Source organism: Chromobacterium paludis (assembly GCF_008275125.1).
Taxonomy (GTDB): domain Bacteria; phylum Pseudomonadota; class Gammaproteobacteria; order Burkholderiales; family Chromobacteriaceae; genus Chromobacterium; species Chromobacterium paludis.
Window position 1 is genome coordinate 2,453,816 of sequence record NZ_CP043473.1, and the last position, 19,443, is coordinate 2,473,258.

General features: G+C 64.2%; 22 protein-coding genes. 8 read left to right on the top strand and 14 right to left on the bottom strand.

Features of this window, described 5'->3' with window-relative positions; translation table 11 throughout:
- Positions 1-9 precede the first annotated feature (9 nt).
- Together FYK34_RS11385 and FYK34_RS11390 are read right to left on the bottom strand one after the other, a co-directional pair.
- Positions 10-600, bottom strand: coding sequence for a C39 family peptidase (locus FYK34_RS11385; protein ID WP_231137246.1), 591 nt, complete (start codon positions 598-600; stop codon positions 10-12).
- Between the two features lie 13 nt (positions 601-613).
- Positions 614-1,315 (bottom strand): hypothetical protein, encoded by a 702-nt coding sequence (locus FYK34_RS11390; protein WP_149296540.1) that lies wholly within the window; start codon positions 1,313-1,315, stop codon positions 614-616.
- A gap of 281 nt (positions 1,316-1,596) precedes the next feature.
- On the opposite strand from FYK34_RS11390, the gene FYK34_RS11395 reads away from it, so the two are divergent.
- Entirely contained in the window at positions 1,597-1,836 is a 240-nt protein-coding gene (locus tag FYK34_RS11395) for a hypothetical protein (RefSeq protein WP_149296542.1), read from the top strand.
- 58 nt (positions 1,837-1,894) lie between these two features.
- Here FYK34_RS11395 and FYK34_RS11400 read toward each other — a convergent pair whose 3' ends face one another.
- On the bottom strand, positions 1,895-2,242 hold the full coding sequence (locus FYK34_RS11400) for a RidA family protein (protein WP_149296544.1): 348 nt from the start codon (positions 2,240-2,242) through the stop codon (positions 1,895-1,897).
- 131 nt (positions 2,243-2,373) lie between these two features.
- On the bottom strand, positions 2,374-3,552 hold the full coding sequence (locus FYK34_RS11405) for a DesA family fatty acid desaturase (protein ID WP_149296547.1): 1,179 nt from the start codon (positions 3,550-3,552) through the stop codon (positions 2,374-2,376).
- A 159-nt stretch (positions 3,553-3,711) separates the two neighbouring features.
- On the opposite strand from FYK34_RS11405, the gene FYK34_RS11410 reads away from it, so the two are divergent.
- Entirely contained in the window at positions 3,712-5,316 is a 1,605-nt protein-coding gene (locus FYK34_RS11410; RefSeq protein WP_231137247.1) for a YdgA family protein, read from the top strand.
- A gap of 65 nt (positions 5,317-5,381) precedes the next feature.
- Here FYK34_RS11410 and bfr read toward each other — a convergent pair whose 3' ends face one another.
- On the bottom strand, positions 5,382-5,858 hold the full coding sequence (gene bfr / locus FYK34_RS11415; RefSeq protein ID WP_149296551.1) for a bacterioferritin: 477 nt from the start codon (positions 5,856-5,858) through the stop codon (positions 5,382-5,384).
- Positions 5,859-5,946: 88 nt separating this feature from the next.
- Entirely contained in the window at positions 5,947-6,147 is a 201-nt protein-coding gene (locus FYK34_RS11420; RefSeq protein ID WP_149296553.1) for a (2Fe-2S)-binding protein, read from the bottom strand.
- Between the two features lie 60 nt (positions 6,148-6,207).
- On the opposite strand from FYK34_RS11420, the gene FYK34_RS11425 reads away from it, so the two are divergent.
- The 4 genes from FYK34_RS11425 to FYK34_RS11440 all read left to right on the top strand — a co-directional run bounded on the left by FYK34_RS11425 (position 6,208) and on the right by FYK34_RS11440 (position 9,543).
- A complete protein-coding gene (locus FYK34_RS11425; protein ID WP_149296555.1) occupies positions 6,208-6,675 on the top strand; it encodes an NUDIX hydrolase in 468 nt (155 codons plus the stop codon).
- 22 nt (positions 6,676-6,697) lie between these two features.
- Positions 6,698-7,294 (top strand): hypothetical protein, encoded by a 597-nt coding sequence (locus FYK34_RS11430; RefSeq protein ID WP_149296557.1) that lies wholly within the window; start codon positions 6,698-6,700, stop codon positions 7,292-7,294.
- Positions 7,291-8,367, top strand: coding sequence for a tRNA 2-thiouridine(34) synthase MnmA (mnmA, locus tag FYK34_RS11435; RefSeq protein WP_149296559.1), 1,077 nt, complete (start codon positions 7,291-7,293; stop codon positions 8,365-8,367). Before FYK34_RS11430 ends, mnmA begins: the two co-directional genes overlap by 4 nt.
- A gap of 129 nt (positions 8,368-8,496) precedes the next feature.
- Positions 8,497-9,543 (top strand): IS110 family RNA-guided transposase, encoded by a 1,047-nt coding sequence (locus tag FYK34_RS11440; protein ID WP_149296561.1) that lies wholly within the window; start codon positions 8,497-8,499, stop codon positions 9,541-9,543.
- Between the two features lie 271 nt (positions 9,544-9,814).
- Here the strand turns inward: FYK34_RS11440 and FYK34_RS11445 are convergent, their stop codons facing one another.
- On the bottom strand, positions 9,815-11,068 hold the full coding sequence (locus tag FYK34_RS11445) for an MFS transporter (protein WP_231137248.1): 1,254 nt from the start codon (positions 11,066-11,068) through the stop codon (positions 9,815-9,817).
- 101 nt (positions 11,069-11,169) lie between these two features.
- Here FYK34_RS11445 and FYK34_RS11450 point away from each other — a divergent pair, with 101 nt between their 5' ends.
- Positions 11,170-12,054: a LysR family transcriptional regulator gene (locus tag FYK34_RS11450; RefSeq protein ID WP_149296563.1), complete on the top strand. Its 885-nt coding sequence runs from the start codon at positions 11,170-11,172 to the stop codon at positions 12,052-12,054.
- Here the strand turns inward: FYK34_RS11450 and FYK34_RS11455 are convergent.
- Both FYK34_RS11455 and FYK34_RS11460 read right to left on the bottom strand, forming a co-directional pair.
- Positions 12,051-12,791 (bottom strand): SDR family oxidoreductase, encoded by a 741-nt coding sequence (locus tag FYK34_RS11455; protein WP_149296565.1) that lies wholly within the window; start codon positions 12,789-12,791, stop codon positions 12,051-12,053. The genes FYK34_RS11450 and FYK34_RS11455 overlap by 4 nt on opposite strands.
- Before the next feature lie 4 nt (positions 12,792-12,795).
- Positions 12,796-13,683, bottom strand: a complete 888-nt coding sequence (locus FYK34_RS11460; RefSeq protein WP_149296567.1) for a prephenate dehydrogenase — start codon at positions 13,681-13,683, stop codon at positions 12,796-12,798.
- 79 nt (positions 13,684-13,762) lie between these two features.
- Between FYK34_RS11460 and FYK34_RS20480 the strand changes: the two genes are divergently transcribed.
- On the top strand, positions 13,763-14,023 hold the full coding sequence (locus tag FYK34_RS20480; protein WP_168209721.1) for a DUF4936 family protein: 261 nt from the start codon (positions 13,763-13,765) through the stop codon (positions 14,021-14,023).
- A 150-nt stretch (positions 14,024-14,173) separates the two neighbouring features.
- On the opposite strand, the gene FYK34_RS11470 is transcribed toward FYK34_RS20480, so the two are convergent.
- The 5 genes from FYK34_RS11470 to acpP form a co-directional block, all read right to left on the bottom strand.
- Positions 14,174-15,340 carry a dicarboxylate/amino acid:cation symporter gene (locus FYK34_RS11470; protein ID WP_149296587.1) on the bottom strand — a complete coding sequence of 389 codons (1,167 nt, stop codon included), beginning with the start codon at positions 15,338-15,340 and terminating at the stop codon, positions 14,174-14,176.
- Between the two features lie 143 nt (positions 15,341-15,483).
- Complete coding sequence (gene pabC / locus FYK34_RS11475; protein WP_149296589.1) at positions 15,484-16,296, bottom strand: aminodeoxychorismate lyase; 813 nt, start codon at positions 16,294-16,296, stop codon at positions 15,484-15,486.
- Positions 16,296-17,588 (bottom strand): aminodeoxychorismate synthase component I, encoded by a 1,293-nt coding sequence (locus tag FYK34_RS11480; protein WP_149296591.1) that lies wholly within the window; start codon positions 17,586-17,588, stop codon positions 16,296-16,298. Before FYK34_RS11480 ends, pabC begins: the two co-directional genes overlap by 1 nt.
- Positions 17,589-17,724: 136 nt before the next feature.
- Positions 17,725-18,966 carry a beta-ketoacyl-ACP synthase II gene (fabF, locus tag FYK34_RS11485; RefSeq protein ID WP_149296594.1) on the bottom strand — a complete coding sequence of 414 codons (1,242 nt, stop codon included), beginning with the start codon at positions 18,964-18,966 and terminating at the stop codon, positions 17,725-17,727.
- 165 nt (positions 18,967-19,131) lie between these two features.
- On the bottom strand, positions 19,132-19,371 hold the full coding sequence (gene acpP, locus FYK34_RS11490) for an acyl carrier protein (protein ID WP_019103041.1): 240 nt from the start codon (positions 19,369-19,371) through the stop codon (positions 19,132-19,134).
- Between the last annotated feature and the right edge of the window lie 72 nt (positions 19,372-19,443).

Genomic DNA, 19,443 nt, shown 5'->3' on the forward strand with positions numbered 1-19,443 from the left:
CGCGGCGGCTCAGGGGCTGACGCTCATCCGCAAGGTGTGCGTCCAGTCGTGATCGCTGGCCGACACCACATAGCCATACGTCGCGTAAGTCATGCCCTCGCCTGGCCACGGATTCATCATGTAAAGGTAATTGCCGCCGCTGCCGCTCTGGTAGCCGCGGCCGACGATGAAATGTCCGCCGCCGCCGGTCCAGCCATAGCGGATGACAAAGGGGCGCTTGGCCTGGATGTCCTGCTGCACGTGAGTCCAAGACAGGTAGTCGTAGACGGTGAAGTTGGGCACGCCCCAGTTGCGCAAAATGTCCTGCAAGCTGCCGTCGCCGCCAAACATATTGTTCGGACGATTGGCATAGCTGTTCCAATTGAAGCTGCTGTTGCCGCAGGCGTAGCTGATGCCAAAAGCCCAGTTGACGATGGCGCATTGACTGGGCGTTTTGTTGTACGCCGCCAGCACCGCCTTGCTGGAGCCGGCCCAGCACCACTGGCTATGCTCCTGCACGGTCAACGGCACGTCCAGCAGCTTGCTGTCGGCCTGCGCCGCCGTAGAGGCGGCCAGCATCGCCAGCGCCAGCATGCCTTTGCCCAAAGCCTTCTTTTTCATGATGACCTCTCCTTCAGCGCCAGTTGGCAAGGTTGCTGCGCACCGCTGCGCGCAAAGGCTCAAGCAGGGCGCTGCCATCCAGCAGCGCGGCATCCGTCTCTTTCTGTCGCGTCAGCGCCAGCGACGCGTAGGCAGAGTTCAGCGGCGCGAAACGCGGCTTGCCGCCCCCCGATGGCGTCACCTCCAGAAAGTCCGATTGCGCCTGGTAGACTCGCAGAAAGCGCATGCCGGCTTTGCCCGATTCGCCATGGGCGGCCTGCAGCGACGCCAGATTCTGCGCCAGACCAGCCGCGCCAAACGCTACCGCCTGCCAGCGGCCCGCCACGCTCTCCACCGTCACCAGCCCCACTGGCCGCGCTAACTGGTATACGGTGAAGCGCCAGGCACCGGTTGGCGACATCTGCCGGCTCAGATCGGCATCCTTGGCCAGGACTTGCTGCGGCGTCACGCTGTAAACCAGAAAACCAGCGCCCAGGCGCAGCGTCGCCAGTGCGCGCGCGTCGCTCACCGCCAGCGGGTAGTCATCGGGCAGCCGGGCGCCAAATTCGCGCTCGCCCTGCCTGACCAGGTCCGCCAAACCCAGCCGCGCGGCTGTGGCCGCATCCTCCTGCTGCTGCAGCAATTGGTCCGCCGACAAGGGCGCGGCATGCGCCGGCGAGGCGGAAAAAATGGCCAGGCCCAGCCAGGCCGCCATGATCACGGATTTTGACCGCATGTTTCGACTCTCCCAGGTTGAAGTTCGCTTGCCGCTCACCCCGCCCCTGCCAATGCCAGAGGCATGCCTGTAGTCATAGCAGTCCGAATCGCCTATCCCCACCCTCGCAAAATCACCTATCCGATTGATTGAAATAGGAAAAAATCATAAATATCAGCCCCTTGCTCAATGCGCTTAAAGTGGCATGGAAATTTCAACTTACCCCTTAGGCCAGGCCCCGGCCTATTGGAAAGCCAGCCCATCGCCTATGTTGAACTGTCCTACCCAGATGAGGATCTGCCATGAGACGCCTGCTATTGATCATCTGTCTAGGCCTGGCGCAGCTCGCCCTCGCCACGACACCGCCCGGCAACGCGCGCATGCCGCCGGACGAGGCCTTTCAAGCCTGCAATGGCAAGAAAGCCGGCGACGCGGTGAGCTTCACCACGCCGCGCGGCGAAAAAATGAGCGGCAAGTGCAAGATGATGCCGGCCCGGCTCGCCGCCGTGCCCGACCATCCTCCGCCGCCGCCCGGCCAATGAAAAAAGCCCGCGGCCTTGCGGCTGCGGGCTTAGGCGCTATGCGCGGCGGATGGCGCGGTCAGCGCGCGGCGACCAGCTTGATTTCCACCTTCCAAGCCGGATTGGCCAGCTTGGCCTCCACCGTGGCGCGGGCCGGCACATGGCCGGCCGGCACCCAGGCGTCCCAGGCGGCGTTCATCGCGTCGTAGTCGGCCAGATTGGCCAGGAAGATGGTGACATCGACGATCTTGGTCTTGTCGGAATCCAGCTCAGCCAGCAGGGCATCGATCTGGCCCAGCACATTCTCAGTCTGACTGCGGGCATCCGCCTCCGTATTTTCCGGCACCTGGCCAGCCAGGAAGATCAAGCCATTGCTGACTACGGCCTCGGCCAGACGGGCGCCCTGCTTGTGACGGTAGATGCTCATATCGTTCTCCATATGCGGTGGGTTGTCCTCACCGATTCTAACGGCAACGCGGCAAACTGTCCCGGGCGGATGGCCACGCAAAAAACAAAACCCCCGGCTGCAGCCGGGGGCTTTCGGCAAGACTGCTGGCCTCACGCCAGCGCGGTTTGACGCAGACTCAAGGAGAAACGCTGCAGGGCGGCGATGCCGGATGCCTCGGCGCGCGCGCACCAATCCTGCAACTCGTGCAGCAGCTGCTCACGCGACAGGCTGGAACGCTCCCACAGCCGGGTCAGCTCTTGGCGCATGCTATAGATGGTGGCCAGCACCTGGCTCTGCGCCAGAATCTTCTCCAGCTGGACGCGCTCGGCCTCCGGCGTATCCTTCGCGTCCTGCTTCAGCCAGGTCTTCATCTTGCGCGGGTGGATGCGCGGCAGTTCCGGCAGGCTCAGCTTGGCCAGCTCCGCGCGATATTCCGCCTTCAATTCACGCGCGTAGCGCGAGGCAATGGCGTAACGATTGGCGATGATGGCCTGCAGGTGTTCCATATCGAGCTGCGGGCGCGACGGGTCCTGCGCCAGCTGCGGCGCCACCTTGCGCACGGTGGCCAGCTTGAACGCGGCCAGGATGCGAATGTACATCCAGCCGATGTCGAACTCGTACCACTTGTACGACAGCTTGGCCGAAGTGCCGAAAGTGTGGTGGTTGTTATGCAGCTCTTCGCCGCCCACCAGGATGCCCCAAGGCACCAGATTGGTGGACGCGTCCTCATTTTCGAAGTTGCGGTAGCCCCAGAAGTGGCCCAGGCCGTTGATCACGCCGGCGGCCCAGAACGGAATCCACACCATCTGCACCGCCCAGATCGTCAGGCCGAGCGGGCCGAACAGGATCAGGTCGATAATCAGCATCAGCACGATGCCCTTGGCATTGTGCTTGCCGTAAACATTGCGCTCCAGCCAGTCATCCGGCGTGCCATGGCCGAACTTGTCCATGATGGACTGGTCCTTGCAGGCGGCGCGATACAACTCCGCGCCCTCCCACAGCACCTTCTTGATGCCGAGCACTTGCGGGCTGTGCGGGTCTTCCGCCGTTTCGCAGCGCGCGTGATGCTTGCGGTGGATGGCCGCCCATTGCTTGGTCACCATGCCGGTGGTCAGCCACAGCCAGAAACGGAAGAAATGGCTGGGGATGGGATGCAAGTCAAGCGCGCGGTGAGCCTGATGCCGATGCAGGAAAATGGTGACGGATGCGATGGTGATGTGGGTCAGGATCAGGGCGGCGACGATATAGCCCCACCACGGGAGATCCAGCAAACCATTGAGCCAGTTCATGTATCTGAGACGTCCAACTATAGAGACAAAGCTCTATTCTATAGCACAGCGCGGTCTGATGTCAGAGCGTTTTTTTCGCCCCGACGGGCGGAACAGCGCATCCGCCGCGCCATTGGTGTACCATAGGACATCATTTCACCCTAGTTCAGAAAAATACTAGTGTTGCCAAAACGTCGACTGATCATTGCCGGCGCCGCCCTCGGCGGCCTGTTTGTCCTGTACGCGGGATCCAGCTACTGGGCCGGCATCAAGGCCGAGGACACCTTGCAGGAGCAGTACCGGATGCTAGCCGGCCTGCCGCTGTTCAAGGTCAAATCGCACAGTTACGAACGCGGCTGGTTCTCTTCCACCGAGACCACCGAGCTGGTGTTCAACCGCCGCCTGTCCGGCCCGTATGAAAACATGCTGCCGGACAATATGAAGCCGTTGCTGAACGCCACCATCAAGTTCACCAACCACATCCAGCACGGGCCCCTGCCCGGCCTGTCCGCGTTTGATTTCCGCCCAGGCCGCGCGCTGGTGAAGACCGAGTTCGCGATGAGCGAGGCCACGCGCAAGACGCTGAAGACCTTCTTCGGCGACAAAGAGCCCATCACCATCGTCAACCATATCGGTTTCGGCGGCGGCGGCCTGCTCGACGTCAGCGTGCCGGCCTTCGACTACGAAGAGGCGCTGTCTGGCGTCAAGATGAAGTGGAAGGGCTTCGACCTCAAGGTCGACTACTCCCATAACTACCAGGATTACAAGACGGAGGCGCTGTCGCCAGGCTTCCTGCTGGAGGCCTCCAGCAAGGGCAGCGTGTCATTCGACAGCGTGCATTACGCCTCCGACATGCGCATGGGCAGCACCGGCGTCAAGCTGGGCACCAGCGAACTGACCATAGGCAATGTGCAGCTCAGCTCGCGCGAAAGCGTGCCCTACAGCATCAAGCTGAACGAGCTGATCTACCTGATGACGCGCGTGCGCGTGGGTGAATTCGTCAACCCGTCCGGCGAATTCAAGCCCTCGGCCGTGGCCTTGAAGAACTTCAGCTACCAGATCGTCACCAGCGAACAGGATGACTTCGTCAATACGCGCGGCAAGGTCAATTTCGCGGAATTGAACATCAACGATCGGCACTACGGCCCGATGCGGCTGGACGTGTCGGCCAACCATCTGCATGGCCCCACCCTGGTCAAACTGGACAAGGCGATAGGCGCGATCCCGTTCGAAGGCGTGGACCCGGCGGTGCTGCGCAAGCAGTATGTCGACACCATCAAGAAGAACGCCGTTCCGCTGCTGGAAAACAATCCCAAGCTGCAGATCAACGAGTTCTACCTGAAAATGCCGACCGGCGAGGCCAAGCTGCAAGGCAGCCTGGGCATCAACGGCATGCAGCCGGCGGACCTCAACGACATCACGCTGCTGGCCAAGCGCATCGAAGCCGAGGCCAAGCTGAGCCTGCCGCGGCAGACGCTGGAAGACCTGGTGCTGGCGCAAGCGCGCAATCTGTTCACGGTGGACCAGTCCGCGGAAGACCAGCCCAATATGCAGGAGGTGGACGACCTGGCCAAGAGCCTGCTCGACAGCCAGCTGACGGCGTGGAAAAACGGCGGCTACATCGTGGAAGACGGCGGCCAGATCTCCACTGAGCTGAAATACGATGCCCAGGGCCTGACCATACACCAGAAGAAGGTGCCGCTGCCGTGGCAGGAGGAGGTCGACCCCGCAGGCGAGGCCTCCGCACCCGCAGCACAACAGGCCAAGCCGGCCGCAAAGAAATAGACCGCGCGCGTTCGACAAAAAAGGCTGCCTTCCCGGCAGCCTTTTCTTTTGCGCCTCGCGCAAACTCAGGACGCGTCTTCCATCTGGCTTTGCAGATAATTCTGCAGGCCCACCTTCTCGATCAGGCCGAGCTGGGTCTCCAGCCAGTCCACATGTTCTTCTTCGCTTTCCAGGATGTCTTCCAGCAGATCGCGGCTGACATAATCCTGGACGGTTTCACAGTAGGCGATAGCCTCGCGCAGCAGCGGCAGCGCGTCCATTTCCAGCTTCAGATCGCACTCCAGCATCTCCTTGGGGTTTTCGCCGATGTGCAGCTTGCCCAGGTCCTGCAGATTGGGCAGCCCCTCCAGAAACAGCACGCGCTCGATCAGCTTGTCGGCGTGCTTCATCTCGTCGATGGACTCTTCGTACTCGTGTTCGTTGAGTTTCTTCAGGCCCCAGTTCTTGTACATGCGCGCATGCAGGAAGTACTGGTTGATCGCGGTAAGCTCGTTCTTGAGAATCTGGTTCAGATACTTGATGACCTTCTTGTCGCCTTGCATGTCATGCCCTCCTGAAAAATCATCCAGGCATTATGGCACAGCGAGAGGAGAGCTCAAGACGAGAAGGCCGCAGGGCCCGCCGCGGCAATCAGGCAGCCGTGCGCGCCACCGAGCAGGCCGACAGCTCGGCCTGGGCATCCTTGCGGATCTGGTTGGCGGTGCAGGCGCACTTGCCGCAGTCGGAGGCGATGCCCAGCTCGCGGCGCAGATCGCACATGCGCGTGGCGCCGCCATGCACCGCCTGGCGGATTTGGCTGTCGGTCACGGCATTGCACAGGCAGACATACATGGAATGGCCTCTCTGACATACAATCAAGAATAGTTATCATGATCATAGAGACAAACAAGAATGATTGTCAATAACATCGATAGAGTATGGAAGCCGAATGCCACAGTCGCCGCCATTATCGAACATGAGGGCCGCTTCCTGATGATTGAGGAGGACACGCCGGAGGGCCGCAAGCTCAACCAGCCCGCCGGCCACCTGGAGCGCGGCGAAACCCTGCTGCAGGCCGTCATCCGCGAAACGCGCGAGGAAAGCGGCTGGCGCTTCGCGCCGCGCGGACTGCTGGGCGTCTATCTGGCCGACAAGCCAGATAGCGACATCACCTACCTCCGCTTCGCCTTCTGCGGCGACGCCGCCGCTCCGGAAGGCGAAGTCCGGCTAGACGACGGCATCGTCGCAGTGCACTGGCTGAGGCGCGACGAGATCGCCGCCCAAGCCAACCGCTTGCGCAGCCCGGTGGTGCTGCAATGCATAGACGATTATCTTGCTGGCATAATGCACCCACTGGAAACAATCCGCGATCTGCGCTGACCCACCCACCGGATGCCCGACCATGCCCAGACTCCTGCTGCCCCTGCTGTTGCTGCTCACCCTGACGCCCGCCTTCGCCGACGCGCTAAACATCTGTTATCATTACCGATGTTCCAGACAGGCCTCATTCGAAGTATCGGACGAGGCGCATGACTGGCTGGCCGCCCGGCTGGCCCGCGCCGGCACAGCGGAAGCAGAGCGCGCCGCGGTGTCCGACGCGGTGCAGACACTGTATCTCCTAGCCGCGCAGCACTCACCCATCTGGCAGGACAAGGGCGGCAATTTCCACGACGGCCCGGCCGAAGGCCGCATGGATTGCGTGGACCACAGCAGCAACGTCACCACCTTTCTGCGCTACCTGGATAGCCAGGGCTGGTTGAAATTCCACCATGCGGCGCCACCTGAATGGCGCGCGCCGCATATTCTGGACTTGCACTACACCGGCGTGCTGCACGATACCGCCGCCAATCAGGACTGGGCGGTGGACACTTGGTTCAAGGATTTCGGGGAACCGCCCGTGGTGGTTCCCCTTTCAGTTTGGATGACGGGTTACGAGCCGCCGGCCGTACCCGCGCCTGTCAAACAGGCAAGCAACAGCAAGGAAGGAAGCACCCCGTGACGGGTAAGAAACGCATCGTCGTCGGCATGTCCGGCGGCGTGGATTCGTCGGTGACCGCCTGGCTCTTGAAGCAGCAAGGCCATGAAGTGATCGGCGTGTTCATGCAGAACTGGGAAGACGACAACGACGACGAATACTGCTCGATCAAGCAAGACGCGCTGGACGCGATGAGCGTGGCCGACATCGTCGGCATCGACATGGAAATCGTCAATTTCGCCAAGGAATACAAGGACCGCGTGTTCTCGTACTTCCTGAAGGAGTACTCGGCCGGCCGCACGCCCAATCCGGACGTGCTGTGCAATGCCGAGATCAAGTTCAAGGCCTTCCTCGACTACGCGATGGCGCTGGGCGCCGACTGCATCGCCACCGGCCATTACGCGCGCAAGCTGGAGCAGGACGGCACCCACTACCTGATGAAGGCGGTGGACCACACCAAGGACCAAAGCTACTTCCTGTACCGGCTGCAGCAACACCAGCTGGCCAAGGCCATCTTCCCGCTGGGCGACATCCGCAAGACCGAGGTGCGCAAGCTGGCGGAAGAGGCGGGCCTGCCCACCGCAGCCAAGAAGGACTCCACCGGCATCTGCTTCATCGGCGAACGGCCGTTCCGCGAATTCCTGCAACGCTATCTGCCCACCTCGCCCGGCCAGATGGTGACGCCGGAAGGCAAAGTCGTCGGCGAGCACATCGGCCTGATGTATTACACCCTGGGCCAGCGCAAGGGCCTGACCATAGGCGGCAGCAAGGACGGCAACGGCGAGCCGTGGTTCGTCGCCGGCAAGGACATCCCGGCCAACAAGCTGATCGTGGTGCAGGGCCATGACCACCCGCTGCTGCTCAAGCCCACGCTGGCGATGGCGGACCTGAGCTGGACGCTGCCGGACGCGCCCGCCGCCGGCGACTACAGCGCCAAGAACCGCTACCGCATGGCGGACGCGGCCTGCAGGCTATCGCCCATCGTCGACGGCCAGGCCACGCTCACCTTCCAGGAAAAGCAGTGGGCGGTGACGCCGGGCCAGTCGGCCGTGCTCTACCACTGCGACATCTGCCTGGGCGGCGGCATCATCCAGTAAGCAGTCCCGCCAAACAGCCAAGCCCCGCGCAAGCACGCGGGGCTTAATGTGATGGTCAGCCTGACCTAAATGCCTCAGCAGGCGTCAAACCTGCTGAGGCATTTCTTCTTCTTCTTCGGGGAGAGCATCATGGCAACCGTCACACTCATCGGTCTGGATATCGGCAAGCACAGCTTTCATCTGATCGGGCACGACCCGCGCGGCAACCCGGTCCTCAAGAAGCAGTTCAATCGCAACAGTCTCATCGAATTTCTCGCGAAACAGCCTCCCTGCCGCATCGTGATGGAGGCCTACTGCGGCGCGCACTGGCTGGCACGCAAGCTGACGGGCTTCGGTCATACCGTACAACTGATCGCACCGCAGTACATCCGCCCGTTTGTCTTCGGCAACAAGAACGATTTCATCGATGCCCAGGCCATCTGCGAGGCGGCTACGCGCCCGACCATGCGCTACGTTGCCGCCAAGAGTGCCGAACAGCAAGCCTTGTCGGCACTGCATCGCCTGCGGGAATCTCGCATTGCCGAACGAATACAGACCAACAACCAGATCCATGCGCTGCTGCTGGAGTTCGGCATCGCGCTTCCTGTCGGGGTACGGGGGATCACGCAGCTGCCGATGCTGCTGATGGACGAGACCAACGGCTTGCCCGTCAAGGCCCGGCAGATCCTGCAACGCCAGCTGGATCACTACCGTCTGCTCAAGACCGAGATCGACGAGCTGGATCACGAGATTGCCACAGAAGCCCGACAGGACGATGTCGCCCGGCGGTTGATGACCATTCCCGGCATCGGTGCGATCACCGCCAGCCAGTTGTCGGCGGACGCCGGCAATGCCAAGGGCTATGGCAATGCCCGTGACTTTGCGGCATCGCTGGGTCTGGTCCCGCGACAATACTCGACAGGCGGGAAGTCCAAGCTGCTGGGCATCAGCAAACGCGGTGACAAGAGCCTGCGTCGCCTGCTGGTGCAATGCGCACGGGTGATCATGCAGAACGCGCCGCGCTGGAAGAGTGCGATGGCAGCGTGGACGGTGGCGCTGATGCAGCGTCGCCACTCGAATATCGTGGCCTGCGCACTGGCCAACAAACTGGCACGGGTCGTGTGGGCGCTACTCGCCAAAGGCGGCGAGTACCGTCCCCAGGCCCGCGCACTGACTGAAATGCAAACCGCCGGGTAAACCCGGCGGCGAGTAGAAGCCTGCTTTTGCCAAGACAGATACTGATGACGACAACCGGCCCACGGCCTGCAGGATACCCCGATCGTAAAAACAGTCATGACAGACTGAGGGCTTTTTAGGGACTTGCAGGAGCGGCTCACATCATGGATCGGGCTCTATTGTGCCCATCAAGAATCCGGATAGATTAGAGCAAGCCTACCCCGTCATGATTCATCAGCACGCTGTTCTTGCAAAGGTCAGGCTGACCATAGATTTTGCGTCCGCGCCAATCTCAGCGCGCCGCCAAGGGCGGCAGTCGGCGCAGGCGCAGCGCCACCGCCAGCAGCGCCAGCAGGCCCGCCGCCAGCGCGGCGGCCACGCCATGCCAGCCGCCGCGCCCCCACATCAGGCCGGACACCGTGCCGTACACGCTGGAGCCCAGGTAATAGCAGCTCAGGTACAGCGCGGAGGCCAGCGCCTTGGCCTCGCCGGCGCGCAGGCCTATCCAGCTGCTGGCCAGGGAGTGGCCGGCGAAGAAGCCGAACGTGAACAAGGCCACGCCGGGGACCAACAGCCACAGGCTGTCCGCCAGCGTCAACGCCAGCCCCGCCAGCATCAGTCCCACCATCAACCACAACACATTGCGCCGGCCCAGCCGGTCCGCCAGCTTGCCCACCCAGGCCGACGACCAGATGCCGACGATGTAGAGCGAAAACACCCAGGCCAGCATGCCCTGGCTCAGGGAAAACGGCGCGGCCAACAGGCGGAAGCCCAAGTAGTTGTACAGGCTGACGAAACAGCCCATCAGCAGGAAGGCCGTCAGGAACAGCCAGGGCAACCCGCCGTCGCGGCCGATGGCGGACAACTCGCGCCGCATGCGGCCAAAGTCATGCCGGCGCGGCTGGAAATGGCGCGACGGCGGCAAGCAGCGCCAAAACCACCAAGCGCCGGCGCAGCCCAACAGGGCCAAAGCCAGCACCGCGCCGCGCCAGCCCAGGCTTTCGGCCAATGGCGCGGCGATGAAGCGCCCGCTCATGCCGCCCAGCGCGTTGCCGGCGATATACAGCCCCATGGAGTGGCCCAGCGACTTGCCGTCCACCTCCTCGCTCAGATACGCCATCGCCACCGCGGGCAGGCCGGCCAGCACCGCGCCGAACAGCGCGCGCAACCACAGGAATTGGCCGAAACCGCCGACGAAGGCCGATAGCAGCATCAAGGCCGCCGCCAGCGCCAAAGCGCCGTTCATCACCGGCCGGCGGCCGAAACGGTCGGCCAGCAGGCTGGCCGGGATCAGGCTCAGCGCCAGCGCGCCGGTGGACATCGACACCACGCCGCTGGCGGCCGCCGGCGTCAGCCCGAAATCATGCGCGAACATCGGCATCAAAGGCTGGGTGCCATACAGCATGGCGAAGGTGCAGAAGCCGCCGACGAACATGGCGCGGGCGGTGGAGCGGAAGGCCGGCGTGCCGGCTTGCAGCTTGCCCGCGGCGGCGGACGGAACGATGGCGGGCTGGGACAGGGCGATGGGGGCGACGGGGGCGTTCACGGCGGATACTCATTCAGGCTTGCGACGCCGTCAGCTTAGGCTTGGCCCAAACCAGGGTCCAATATATATTTCAGTCAAGATTGATACTTATAAAATATCAAATGGAACTGCGACACCTGCGCTATTTCCTCGCCGTGGCCGAGGAGCTGCACTTCACCCGCGCCGCCGAGCGGCTGCACATCGGCCAGCCGCCCTTGAGCCAGCAAATCCAGGCGCTGGAGGCCGAACTGGGCGCGCCGCTGTTCCGCCGCCATCAGCGCAAGGTGGAGCTGACCGCCGCCGGGCTGCAGCTGCTGCCCAGGGCCAGGCAAATCCTGGCCGACAGCGCGGCCGCCATGGCCGCGGCGCGCCGCGCCGCCGACGGCGAGATCGGCGAGCTGCGCATAGGCTTCACCTCCTCCCTGCCCTTGACGCCGATACTGCATCGCAGCCTGCGGCGCTATCGCGAACGCTATCCGGAGGTCAAACTGACCCTGTGCGAACTGTTCACCGCCGCCCAGTTCGACGCGCTGGAAAACAAACAGCTGGATCTCGGTTTCGTCCGCTTCAACGGCCCGCCGCCCCGCGACGCGATCCAGGTGCGGGAACTGCACCGCGACCGCCTGCTGGCGGTGCTGCCCAGCGCCCATCCGCTGGCGGGCGCATCCGCCGTCACGCTGAGTCAATTGGCCGATACGCCGCTGATAGGCTACCCGCGGGAGGCCGGCGCCGGCCTGCGCGACGTGATCCTGCAACTGGCGAGGCAAAGCGGCGTGGAGTTGCACGTGGTGCAGGAGGCGGGCGAGGCCATCACCCAGATCGGCCTGGTGGCGGCCGGCGTCGGCGCCGCCATCCTGCCCTCCCCGCTGGAATGCGTGCAGATCCCGGCCGTGCGCTATGTGCCGCTGGCCGACGAGGATGCTTACCTGGCCATGGGCATCGCCACCCGGCGCGACGAAGACTCGCCGCTGGCGGCGCATTTTCTGGCTGGCGTGGCCGGAGACTAACGGCCGCCGGACACGTCCAACAGGCTGCCGGTGCAAAACGACGCGGCATCGGACAGCAGCCAGACGATGGCTTCCGCCACCTCCGCCGGCTGACCGCCGCGTCCCAGCGGGACGGACGGCGCCAGCCGCGCCACGCGGCCCGCCTCGCCGCTGGCGGCGTGGATATCGGTTTCAATCAGGCCGGGACGCACCGCGTTGACGCGTATACCCTCCGCCGCCACTTCGCGCGCCAGGCCCAGGGTCAGCGTGTCTATCGCGCCCTTGCTGGCGGCGTAATCGATGTATTCGCCGGCAGAACCCAGCCGCGACGCGGCCGAGGACACGTTGACGATGGCGCCGCCGTCGCCGCCGTGATGGGTGGACATGCGCCGCACGGCCTCGCGGCAGCACAGCAGCGGGCCCAGCACATTGACGCGCAATATCCGTTCTACCCTTTCGGCGCTGTAATCCTCCAGCCTCCCCATGGGAGCGGTCACGCCGGCATTGTTGACCAGGCCGTCCAGGCGGCCGTAATGGCACAGCGCATCGTCGAATAGCCTGACGATGGCCTTCTCTTCCGACGCGTCGGCGCGGAACAGCTCGACGGCGTCGCCCAGTTCCGCCTTCAAAGCCAAGGCGCTGGCCTCGTCTTCGCGGTAATTGGCCGCCACGCGCCAGCCTTGCGCAACCAGGAGCCGCGTCGTCGCGGCGCCGATGCCCCGCGTGCCGCCAGTGACCAGAGCGACTTTTCCAGTCATCGTCTTATCCTCTTCGCAAGAATTGCTGATGCCAGCGCGTGCGCGCGGCGCGCGCCTCGCCGAACAATTGATTCAGGCCCGCGGCGTCGCCCGACTCCAGCAAGGCCGCCAGCCGGCTCAGGCCGGCCTGGTATTCGGCCAGATCGGCCAACAGCGCCTGGCGGTTGGCCAGACTGATGTCGGTCCACATCTCCGGGTGGCTGCCGGCGATGCGGGTGAAGTCGCGAAAACCGGTGGCGGCGAAATCGAAACAGCGCTCGGCGTCGGCCTTGGCCGCCACCTGATCGACATAGGCGAAGGCCAGCAAGTGGGGCAGATGGCTGACGCTGGCGAACACCGCGTCGTGCTCGGCCGGGCTCATGGCGTGGATTTCGGCGCCGCAGGCGCGCCACATTTCGGAGACGGTCTCCGCGGCCGCGGGCAGGGTCTCGTCCAGCGGCGTCAGCACCACGCGGCGGTTTTCATAGAGCCCATACTGGGCCGCGGAGGCGCCTGACAAATCCGAGCCGGCGATCGGATGCGCCGGCACGCACCACGGCAGATGATCGGGCAGATGCTGGCGGTACAGCGCCGCCACGTCGCTCTTGGTGCTGCCGCCGTCGGTGACGATGGCGCCCTGCCGCAGCCGCGGCGCCAGGGCGCGCATCAACGCGCCCATCTGCCCCACCGGCGCGGCCAGCAGCACCATGTCGGCGAGATGGGCCACGGCGGCGATGTCCTGGCTGACCTCGTCGGCCACACCCAAGGCCAGCGCCTTGTCCAGATTGGCCTGCGTGCGGCCGACGCCGATGACCCTGCGCACCCGGCCGGCTCGCTTGAGCGCCAGCGCGAACGAGCCGCCGATCAAGCCTACGCCCGCCACCACCAGCGTATCTATCTGCTGCACCTGCATCCCCTTGTCCAGCCGCCACCCGCGCGGCGCAAAGGACTATCATAAACAATTTTGCCGCCCTGACCAGCCCGGAGACGCCATGACCGCCACGCTGTACTGCTATTTCAAAGCCCCTGCCGAACGCGACAAAACCCTGGCGCAACTGCGCGCGCTGCAAGCCGAGCTGGCCGCAGCCGGTTGGCCTGGCGAACTGTTGCGCCGCTGCGATGACGCCGACACCTGGATGGAGATCTACCCTGGCCTAGCAGACCGCGACGCCTTCCGCGCCGCCTGGCAGGCCGCCCGGCTGCGCCACGGCCTGGCGCTGCCGGCGCATGAGGAGTGGTTTCAGCCGCTATAGGCAAGAAAAAGGCCGGGCATCCGCCCGGCCGCAAAGTCACGAGAGAAACCGGTATCCGCTCCGGCCAACGGCCCAAGCCCGGTTATCCTGCTACTGTAATTCGCTTTGGCGACAATCGACAAATTATTTATGCTGCTTAGTTAATCTTATTTAGCCATTTTGCATGGCTGGCCGCGCCGGCAAGGCCAGCCGCTCCACCCACAGCGCAATCACGCCATCTCCCGCCACATTGCAAGCGGTGCCAAAGCTGTCCTGCGCCAGATAGAGCGCGATCATCAGCGCCAGCGCGGCTTCCGGAAAGCCCAGCACGCTGGACAGGATGCCCAGCGCCGACATCACGCCGCCGCCCGGCGCGCCCGGCGCCGCCACCATGGTGACGCCTAGCAACAGGATGAACGGCAGCATCACATCCCAGCCCGGCAAGGCCAGGCCATCCGTCATCAGCATCACCGCCGTGGCGCAGCTGACCAGGGTGATGGTGGAGCCGCACAAATGGATGGTGGCGCACAGCGGCATGACAAAGCTCACCACCGGCGAGGCCACTTTCATGTCGGCGGCCGAGCGCAGCGCGACGGGGATGGTGGCGGCCGACGACATGGTGCCCAGCGCGGTGAAGTAGGCCGGCAGCATGGCGCGCAGCAAGGACAGCGGGTTGCGCCCCAGCAACAGGCCGCTCACGCCGTACAGCAGCGTCAGCCACAGCGCGTGCAGGCCGATGGCCAACAGCAGCACCACGGCAAAGGTCTGCAAGGTGGCAAAGGCGGTGCCGGCGGCGGCCATGTCGGCGAACACGCAGGCGATATAAGCCGGCAGCAGCGGCACCAGCACGCGCGACAATACCCGCTCGACGATGTCCTTGCCCTGCTCCGCGATCTCGCGCAGCCGCGTCGCGCCGGTAGCGGAAATGCCCAGGCCAAACACGAAGGCCAGCGTCAGCGCCGTCATCACATCGAACAGCGGCTTGATTTCCAGCTTGAACAGCGGAGCCAGTTTGACAGCGTCTGCCGGAGCCGCCGCCGCCGCGCCCACCCATTGCGGCAAGAACGCGGAAGCCGCGCCGAAGGCCAGCGCGCCGGACAGGATGGTGGAGGCATAGGCCAGGCCCACGGTCCAGCCCAGCATGCGGCCGGAGCCGCTCTCCAGCGAGGCGATGCCATGCATGATGTAGAACACGATGATCAGCGGGATCATGAAGCCGATGAATTGGCCGAACAGGCCCTTGAAGGTGAGCAGCAGCGACTGCACGGCTTGCGGCGCATACAGGCCCAGCGCGATGCCCAGGGCCATGCCGGCCAGCAATTTCAGGATCAGTTTCAAAAGCGACCTCTTTGTCCATTGCCCAAGCGCTCTCGCGCAGGCGACAGCCTGCCGCTCCGGCCCAAGCCGAATGGCGCGCGATCATGGAAATGCCCGCGAAGCGCGGGCGGCGAGCGGCGGCGGTTTGTCCCTCCGCGCCGGGCTCAGGCTTGTTGTAGCAAGGCTTGCCGCAGCGTCTGCAGCAAAGGGGAAGGCGACCAGGTCTTGTCGCCCAAGCGGGCGAGCGGCCAGATGCCCATCAGGCTATTGGAGAGAAAGGCCGCCTCAGCGTCAATCAAATCGGCGGCAGAGAGTCGCGATTCTATACATTTCAGTCCGAAATCCGCAGCATGGCTTGTCAACCAATCACGCACCGCGCCGTTTACGCCGCATCTATCCAGCCGGGGGGTCAGGATTTGCTTGCCGCGCAGCAAGTAGACATTGCTCATGGTCCCCTCCGCCAGCCAGCCATCCTGATCCAGCAACAAGCCCTCCTGGATGGCCGCGTCGTCCCATTCGGAACGCGCCAGCACGCTTTCCAGCCGGTTCAGGTGTTTGATGCCGGCCAGCGCCGGCTGCAGGGACAGCCGCAGCTCGCACCAGCGCGCCGTCACGCCGTTTTCGCCATACGCGGCCGGATAGCCGGCCCAGGGCGACACCGAGACGATGCGCGTCGGCGCGTTCGCGCCGGCCATGGCATAGCCGCGCGCGCCCTGGCCGCGGGTCAGCACGATCTTGGCCACCGCCAGCGCATGCTCGCGGCCCAGCGCCATCAGCTCGTCCAGCAGCAGCTGCTCGTCCGGGGCTTCCAGCCGCAGCCGCGCCGCATCGGCCGCCAGCCGCGCGTATTGCCAGGACCACATCCACGGCCGGCCATGGCGCAGCTGCAGCGTGCGGAACACGCCGTCGCCGTAATTGAGGCCGCGGTCCAAGGCGGGGACCATGTCGCCCGGCAGGCCGTTGATGAGCATGGCCATCAAGCCTGCTCCACTCCCAGCGCGCGCAGCAGGCCGCGCGCCTTGTGCCGGGTTTCCATCAGTTCGCGCTCGGGATCGGAATCGGCCACGATGCCGCCGCCGGCGCGGAAGCGCAATTGACTGCCCTCCTGCATGAAGGTGCGGATCAGGATGTTGAAGTCCATGCTGCCATCGCGGTTCAGATAACCCAGGCTGCCGGTATAGGCGCGGCGGGCGCCGTTTTCCAGCTCGCGGATGATCTGCATGGTGCGCACTTTGGGGCAGCCGGTGATGGTGCCGCCGGGGAACAAGGCGCGCAGCACGTCTACCGGCGCGATGTCGTCGCGCAGCTGGCCGCGCACATTGGACTCGATGTGGTGAACGTAAGCGTAACTGGCCACCGCCATCAGCTCGTTGACCTCCACGGTGCCCGGACGGCTGATGCGGCCCAGGTCATTGCGCTCCAGGTCGATCAGCATCACGTGCTCGGCGCGCTCCTTGATGCTGCTGATCAGCCGCTTTTTCAGCTCGGCGTCTTCCGCCGGATCTTGCGAGCGCGGATGGGTGCCGGCGATGGGCCGCGTCTCGGCCCAGCCCTCGCGCACGCGCACCAGGCGCTCCGGCGACGAGCTGACGATCTGCGCCTCGCCAAAGTCCGCCAAGGCCGAGAACGGCGCCGGGTTGGCGCGGCGCAGCGCGGCGTACAGGTCCGGCGCGGCAATGCCGGCGGCCAGTTCGGCGCGCCAGCCGCGCGAGATGTTCACCTGAAACACATCGCCCTCGTAGATGTAGCGCTTGAGGCGGACTACCGCCTCGGTATACCACTCGGGCGGGTCTTCCTCCAGCGAGGACAACGCGACGGCCTGGGCCTGGAATGCCGGACGCTCGCTGACCAGTCGCTCCAGCCGGTGCCAGTCATCGGCCGTCTCGCCCACCAGCCAAGCCTCCTGGCGCGCCCTGTCCACCAGCACCGCGGCCGGCGCGCGCGCCCACACCGCCAGCGGGAAACTGTCCGGCAAAGCCTGCTCCACATGCGGCTCGAACTCGGACAGCAAGTCATAGGCCAGGTAGACGAACCAGCCGCCGACAAAAGGCAGGCCATGCGGGTTGGACACCGCGTGCGGGCGGAAGGCGCGCATTTCATCTAAAAATGCCTGGCCTTCGCCGCTATGAAACACGCGCCGGTCGCGCTGCATCAGGAGCAAGTCCCAGCCGCTGTCGCCGGACGACTGCATCAAGTAAGGGAAATTCTCGCGATCGGAAACGTGCAGCGCCAGCAAGTCGGGAATGAAATCGAGTTTCTGCGTGAACATCGGGCATCCTGGGCCGGCAAGGCCCGGCATTGATTGGCAATCACCGCCGGCCAACCTTGCGCGCGGCGGCAAAAAAGAAAAACCGCTGCGAGTGTAGCGCAGCGGTTCGCTCTGTCAATCGAATGTTTCGACAGTCTTACACGCGCTTGAACACCAAGGTGCCGTTGGTGCCGCCAAAACCGAAGGAGTTGGAGATGCCCACCTCGATCTTCATGTCGCGCGCGGTGTTGGCCACATAATCCAGATCGCAGCCGCCCTCGATGTCCTGCTCGACCAGATTGATGGTCGGCGGCGACACCTGATGATGGATGGCCAGGATGGTGTAGATCGCCTCCACGCCGCCGGCGCCGCCCAGCAAGTGACCGGTCATCGACTTGGTGGAGTTGACCACCAGCTTCTTGGCGTGGTCGCCGAAAGCCATCTTGATGGCGTTCGTCTCGTTGGTGTCGCCCAGCGGCGTGGACGTGCCGTGCGCGTTGACGTACTGCACCTGGTCGGCATGGATGCCGGCGTCGCGCAGCGCGTTGCTCACGCCGCGGGCCGGACCCTCGGTACTTGGCGCGGTGATGTGGTGCGCGTCCGAACTCATGCCGAAGCCGATCAGCTCCGCGTAGATTTTGGCGCCGCGCTTCACCGCGTGTTCGTACTCCTCCAGCACCAGCACGCCGGCGCCCTCGCCCATCACGAAACCGTCGCGGCCTTTGTCCCAAGGACGGGAGGCGGCTTCCGGATCGTCATTGCGCGTGGACATCGCCTTCATCGCGGCGAAACCGCCAATGCCCAGACGCGAGATCGCGCCTTCGGCACCGCCGGCCACCATGATGTCGGCGTCGCCGTACTGGATCAGGCGAGCGGCGTCGCCGATGCAGTGCGCGCCGGTGGTGCAGGCGGACACAATGCCGTAACTCGGCCCCTGATAGCCCTTCAGGATGGACACCTGGCCGGCGATCAGATTGATCAGCGAACCGGGAATGAAGAACGGGCCGATTTTGCGCGGACCGCCTTCCATCAAGGCCACGCCGGTTTCCTCGATCAGCGGCAAGCCGCCGATGCCGGAACCGATGTTGACGCCGACGCGGGTCTTGTCCAGGCCGGGGATGTCATCCAGCCCGGCGTCGGCGACGGCCTGCAGGGCCGCGGCGATGCCGTAGTGAATGAACAAATCGTTGCGGCGCGCTTCCTTCGGCGAAATGTAGTCGCCGATATTGAAGTCCTTGACCTCGCCCGCGATCTGGCAAGCCATGTCGCTGGCGTCGAAACGGGTGATCTTGCCGATGCCGCTCTTGCCGGCGACCAGATTGGCCCAGCCGGTGGCGACGTCATTGCCGACCGGGGACACATGGCCCAGGCCGGTGACTACTACTCTGCGTTTGGACACGAAGAATCTCCGTGAGAGATGGGAGGGCAGTCTCCCGTTGAGACCAGGCGCGTGGCCTGCGCCGCGGCGCAAATCAAACGCGCGTTTGGAATCCTCATAATAAAAGAACCTCTGCGGGCGAGCCGAAGCAGCACCGGGCAGAGGTCCTGGTCCCGAAGAAAGGGATTACTTGTTCAGGTGAGCGGTGACGTAGTCAACGGCTTGCTGAACGGTCGTGATCTTCTCGGCCTCTTCGTCCGGAATTTCGCACTCGAACTCTTCTTCCAGAGCCATTACCAGCTCAACGGTGTCGAGCGAGTCGGCGCCCAGATCGTCCACGAAGGAAGATTCGATCTTCACTTCGGCTTCGTTCACGCCCAGTTGCTCGGCGACGATCTTCTTCACGCGCGCTTCGATGTTTTCCATTTGTATAAACCCTTGACCTTTCTGATTCGGGATCACAAAACCCCGGTATTCTACAAAAAAAAATTAGAGCAG